This window comes from Oleiphilus sp. HI0079 (assembly GCF_001635105.1).
The window spans coordinates 1-491 of the sequence record NZ_LWFT01001442.1; the positions used below are offsets into that span (position 1 = coordinate 1).

At 45.6% G+C, this 491-nt stretch carries 1 protein-coding gene; it reads left to right on the plus strand.

Annotation, left to right across the window (positions count from 1 at the left end; translation table 11 throughout):
- Positions 1-54 precede the first annotated feature (54 nt).
- The coding region (locus A3750_RS24680; RefSeq protein WP_156498932.1) for a response regulator transcription factor at positions 55-491 on the plus strand (437 nt) is incomplete at its 3' end.

Here is a 491-nt window from a genome sequence, read left to right on the forward strand (position 1 = left end):
CAGGTAAAGTGAGGGTCACACAATTCAAGACAATTGGAAGCAACCATAGCCCTTATGACGAATAGCATTGCGATAGTAGAAGACGACATTGATCAACAGCAAAATTATGCTGAGGCATTATCCCTCCGCGGTTTTACCCCCTACTGTTACTCCAATGTCGCATCCGCATTAGCGGGTATATCTGAAGTAAAACCAGATATTGTGTTGTTAGATGTTGTGCTTGAGGATGACCCGGATGGCGGCTTCACAATTTGCCGGAAATTGCTGGATCAAGGGGCTAACTTACCCATCGTATTTCTAACTGATCGTTCAGATGAAATCGATCAGGTCTTCGGCCTAAGACTCGGAGCATGGGATTATCAAACAAAACCCATCTCACTGTCGTTATTGGCAGAGCGGGTTAAGTCTGTATTGCGTATTCATTCCGCTAGACAGAGCCTTTTTTCAGCCTGTTCTCCAGAAGGCACAGCCTTTGATGGCGCCCTAAATCA